The 4,270-nt window shown below is 66.1% G+C and carries 5 protein-coding genes; 2 read left to right on the forward strand and 3 right to left on the reverse strand.

Annotated elements, in window-relative coordinates; genetic code table 11:
* On the forward strand, positions 1-287 hold a 287-nt coding region (locus tag QZ753_RS02480; RefSeq protein WP_294640897.1), incomplete at its 5' end, for a hypothetical protein.
* Positions 288-297: 10 nt separating this feature from the next.
* Here QZ753_RS02480 and QZ753_RS02485 read toward each other — a convergent pair.
* Positions 298-2,160 (reverse strand): extracellular solute-binding protein, encoded by a 1,863-nt coding sequence (locus tag QZ753_RS02485; protein WP_294640899.1) that lies wholly within the window; start codon positions 2,158-2,160, stop codon positions 298-300.
* A gap of 271 nt (positions 2,161-2,431) precedes the next feature.
* Here QZ753_RS02485 and QZ753_RS02490 point away from each other — a divergent pair, with 271 nt between their 5' ends.
* Positions 2,432-2,977 (forward strand): invasion associated locus B family protein, encoded by a 546-nt coding sequence (locus QZ753_RS02490; RefSeq protein WP_367171485.1) that lies wholly within the window; start codon positions 2,432-2,434, stop codon positions 2,975-2,977.
* 70 nt (positions 2,978-3,047) lie between these two features.
* Here the strand turns inward: QZ753_RS02490 and hspQ are convergent, their stop codons facing one another.
* Positions 3,048-3,386 carry a heat shock protein HspQ gene (hspQ, locus tag QZ753_RS02495; RefSeq protein ID WP_055885738.1) on the reverse strand — a complete coding sequence of 113 codons (339 nt, stop codon included), beginning with the start codon at positions 3,384-3,386 and terminating at the stop codon, positions 3,048-3,050.
* Positions 3,387-3,395: 9 nt separating this feature from the next.
* Positions 3,396-4,270, reverse strand: an 875-nt coding sequence (locus QZ753_RS02500) for an FAD-dependent monooxygenase (protein WP_294640906.1), incomplete at its 5' end; no start/stop codon positions are given.

Raw genomic sequence — 4,270 nt, forward strand, 5'->3', positions numbered from 1 at the left:
TCCTGAAGGTCGTCTTCATCAAGGCGCTGTGCCGCCGTGCCAATATCGAGAAGCTGGACGCCGGGCCGAAGGGCATCGTCATCCACTTCCGCGACAAGAGCTTCGCCAACCCGGCCGCTCTGGTGCGATACATCTCGGAACAGGGTGTTTCGGCGAAGATCCGTCCCGACCAGTCCATCGTCCTGATGCGCGACTGGCCAAAGCCGGAGCAGCGGTTGAATGGCGCGGCGTCCGTCGCCACGCAGCTCGCCCGCTTTGCCGACGAGACGCTCAAGAAGGCGGCGTAAGCCGCCGCCTTCAGCTCTTCTCGTCGGTGATCCAGAACGCGGGCAGATAGTACCCGGTCAGAGGCGTGACGTCCGGGTGGTGCACGATCGACCACCGCGCCATCCATTGCTCCGGCACGTAGTAGAGCGGGACGACGTAGAAGCCGGAAATCAGCATCCGGTCGTAGGCGCGCACCGAGGAGACGAAGTCCTCGCGCGAGCGGGCCGCGACCATCTTCGCGATCAGCGCGTCGACCGCCGGATCGGCGACGCCGGCGTAGTTGAAAGAGCCCGGCCGATCCTTCGCCGCCGAACCCCAGCGGTTGATCTGCTCGGCGCCGGGCGACAGCGTGCCCGAGAAGGCCGAGATCAGGACGTCGTAGTCGAAGCTCTGCTTGCGCTTCTGGTACTGCGCGTCGTCCACCTGCCGGACGGTCGCCGTCACCCCGATCCGCGACAGGGTGCGCGCCCAAGCGAGCGAGATCCGCTGCTGGTCGGTGGACTGGACGAGGATCTCGAACGCCACCGGCGCGCCGTCCGGCGCGACCATGCGCGTCCCCTCGAGACGATAGCCGCGGGACTGAAGAAGATCGAACGCCTCGCGCAACACCGTACGATCGGCGCCCGTACCGTCGGCGACCGGCTGGCGGAATTGGCCGTCCATCACGGCAGGGTCGATGCGGCTCGCATAGGGCGCCAGCAACTCGCGCTCCAGCGCGTCGGCCGGCCGGCCGATGCTCGAAAGCTCGGAGTTGTCGAAGTAGCCGCTCATCCGCGTGTAGGCATCGTAGAAGAGGTTGGCGTTCGCCCACTCGAAGTCGAACACCATGCCGAGCGCGCGTCTCACCTGCGGATCGGCGAAGACCGGTCGGCGGCCATTGAAGAAGAACGCGTTGAGGTTGGCGGGGCGACCGTTTGGAAAGGTGTCCTTGATCACCCGGCCCTCGGTGACGGCCGGAAAGTCGTAGGCGGTCCGCCAGTGCCGAGGGTTGGGCTGCTGATAGAGATAAACCGACGAAAGGCCTTTCTTGAACGCCTCGAACTGCGCGTTCTGGTCGCGATAATACTCGACGACGATCTCGTCGTGATTGTCGAGGCCGCGCTTGGAGGGGACGTCCTTGGCCCAGTAGTCCGGGTTGCGGCGGTAGACGATGCGTTGGCCCGGTTCGACCCGGTCGACGAGGTAGGGGCCCGACCCGAGCGGCGGTTTCGTCGTGGTCTCGGTGATCGTCCTCGCGTCGAACGCGCCTTCGGGAAGCACCGGCAGGCCGGCAAGCAGCAGCGGCAGTTCGCGGTCGGCCTTCTCGTTGAAGGTGAAGCGGACCCCGTTCGGTCCGGCCAGCTCGACCTTCGCGACCTTCGACAGCCAGTTCGAATACTGCGGCCGGACGCTGCCTTGAACCTTCAGGAGATCGGCGGTCGCGATCACGTCCTGCGGGCGGATCCGGCGCCCGTCGGAGAAGCGGGCGGCGGGATCGAGCTGAAACTCGACGAAGGTCCGCTCGTTGTCGGTTTCGGCGGTTTTCGCGATCAGCGGGTAGAGCGTGAACGCCTCGTCCATCGAGCGCTGCATCAGCGGCTCATAGACGAGGTTGCCGAACTCCTGGTCGCCGAAGATGCCGCGTGCCGTCGTGAGCGCGCCGCGGACGCTGACCGGGTTCAGATTGTCGAAGTCGCCGAAGACGCCATAGACCATGCGCCCGCCCTTCGGCGCCGAAGGATCGGCATAGGGGAAATGGTCGAACCCATCCGGCAATTTCGGTTCGCCCTGCATCGCGATGGCATGGCGCGGCTCGGCCGCAGCCTCGCGCACGGACCAGCCGAGCGCCAGAAGACACAGGGCTGCGGAAATCAGCCGGAGACGGCGGTTCGAAGCCATTCGGCCGAAGGTCATGGTCGCGGGCACTCCATCCATTTCGGGCGGGAAACTACCGAAAGCACAAAGCCTTGCCTACCTCCCGCAGGCTCGACGCAAGCTTCGCGCAGGTCTTCAAACGGCCGTATTTGCAGACGACCGCACAGGTCGCTATGGAAGGCGCCGACCGGACAGAGCCATTCCGCCAAAGAAGGATGCACAACCCGTGAGAACCCGCTTTTCCGCCCGCCAGCGCGCCGTCACGATCGCCGGCCTCGCTCTCCTGGCCGCCGTGCCGGCAACGGGCGCGATGGCCCAGGCCCAGCAGGTGCCGGCCGAGTGGTTCAAGGTCTGCTCGAAGCAGGGCGATAACGAAATCTGCAACACGCAGTACACGATGATCGCCGACACGCGTCAGCTGATCACCGCCGTGAACCTCATCAACGTCAACGGCAAGGTGAAGCAGAAGGTTCTGCAGGCCGTGGTGCCGACCGGCCGCGTGATCCCGGCGGGCGTGCAGCTCCAGATCGACGCCAACAAGCCCCAGACGCTGAACTATTCGGTCTGCTTCCCGGACCGCTGCATCGCCGAGGTCGAGCTCTCTGACGCCGTGGTGGCGTCGATGAAGAAGGGCACCAACCTGAAGGTCACCTCGGTGAACTTCCAGCGCCAGCCCAACCCGATCACCATCACGCTCTCGGGCTTCACCGGCGCCTACGACGGCCCGGCGCGCGCCGAGCCGGAGATCGCCCAGCGCCAGCAGCAGCTGAACGAGGCGCTGCAGAGCCAGGCCGAGGCCCGCCGCCAGCGCTTCGAGGAAGCGCAGACGAAGGCCAAGGAAACCGCCGCGCAGTAATTCGCGGGCGACCACGTGAATCGGAAACGGCGGCCTCTCGGGCCGCCGTTTTCATGTCCGGCAGACCGCCTCAGTTGAGGTTGGTCTCCTTCAGAATGTAGGCGCCGTCCACGGGGCCGTCGAAGATCTCGGCGATCTGGGGATGCCGCACTGGGCCGCCCTCGCTGTCCGGCAGGAGATTCTGTTCCGAGACGTAGGCGACGTATTCCGTCTCGGTGTTCTCGGCGAGCAGGTGATAGAACGGCTGGTCCTTGCGCGGCCGCATCTCCTCGGGAATGGACTGATACCATTCCTCCGTGTTGTCGAACTCGGGATCGACATCGAAGATCACGCCCCGGAACGGGAAGAATCGGTGGCGGACGATCTGTCCGATGGAGAAGCGGGCGGTCTTGGACTGGCGGGGGCTCATAAGCGCCCCTTACCCAGAAGCGCGCTGCCCCGGCAAGAGCGAGCGAACGCGAGACGCGATTCCCGCCAGCGCCGAACCCGGTTCCACGCCTTCCCGCATCAGCGCATGACGCAGGACGGGCACCGACGCGAGCGCGCCGAGACCGAGAGCGCGTGCGGCCTGGACCGGCAGGAAGCCCGTCAGCAGCGAACGGTTGAGAAGATCGACGGCTGCCGTGCGTGTCGCGACATCGGTGCGTCGGCGCGTCTCGTAGGCCGCGAGCATCGCCGCGCCGCCCGGGTCGTCGCGGCTTTCGAGGGCCGAGGTGAGGAGGGCGTCCACATCGCGAATGCCGAGGTTGAGACCCTGCGCGCCGATCGGCGGGAACACATGGGCTGCCTCGCCGACAAGCGCGCATCGCCGGCCGGACAGGCGGGCAACCGATGCTCCCGAGAGGGGGAAGCTCTGGATCGGCTCTTCCACCTCGACCGCGCCGAGGATCGAATGCAGGCGTCGTTCGACCTCGCGCGACAGCAGCTCGACCGGCAGATCCTTCAGCCGTATCGCCTCGTCCGGCGTTTCGACCCAGACCAGCGACGACCGAAGACCCGGCAGCGGCACCTGCGTGAAAGGACCGGTCGGTGTGTGAAATTCGGTCGAGATGCCTTCGTGGTCCCGTTGGTGTCCGAAGTTCAGCACCAAAGCGATTTGGGGATAGGACCAGGTCCGGACCGGCACCCCCATCGCCTCGCGGACGACCGAATGCCGACCGTCGGAACCGACGAGAAGGCGAACCGAGATCGTTCGGCCGCTTTCCGTTCGAACGACAGCCCGCTCGTCATCCAGTTCGACGGAGACGACGGGTTCCTCGACCCGCGTGAGATGGGTCGCGACCTTCCCGCTCT

The organism is uncultured Aureimonas sp., assembly GCF_913775355.1.
Taxonomy (GTDB): Bacteria; Pseudomonadota; Alphaproteobacteria; order Rhizobiales; family Rhizobiaceae; genus Aureimonas.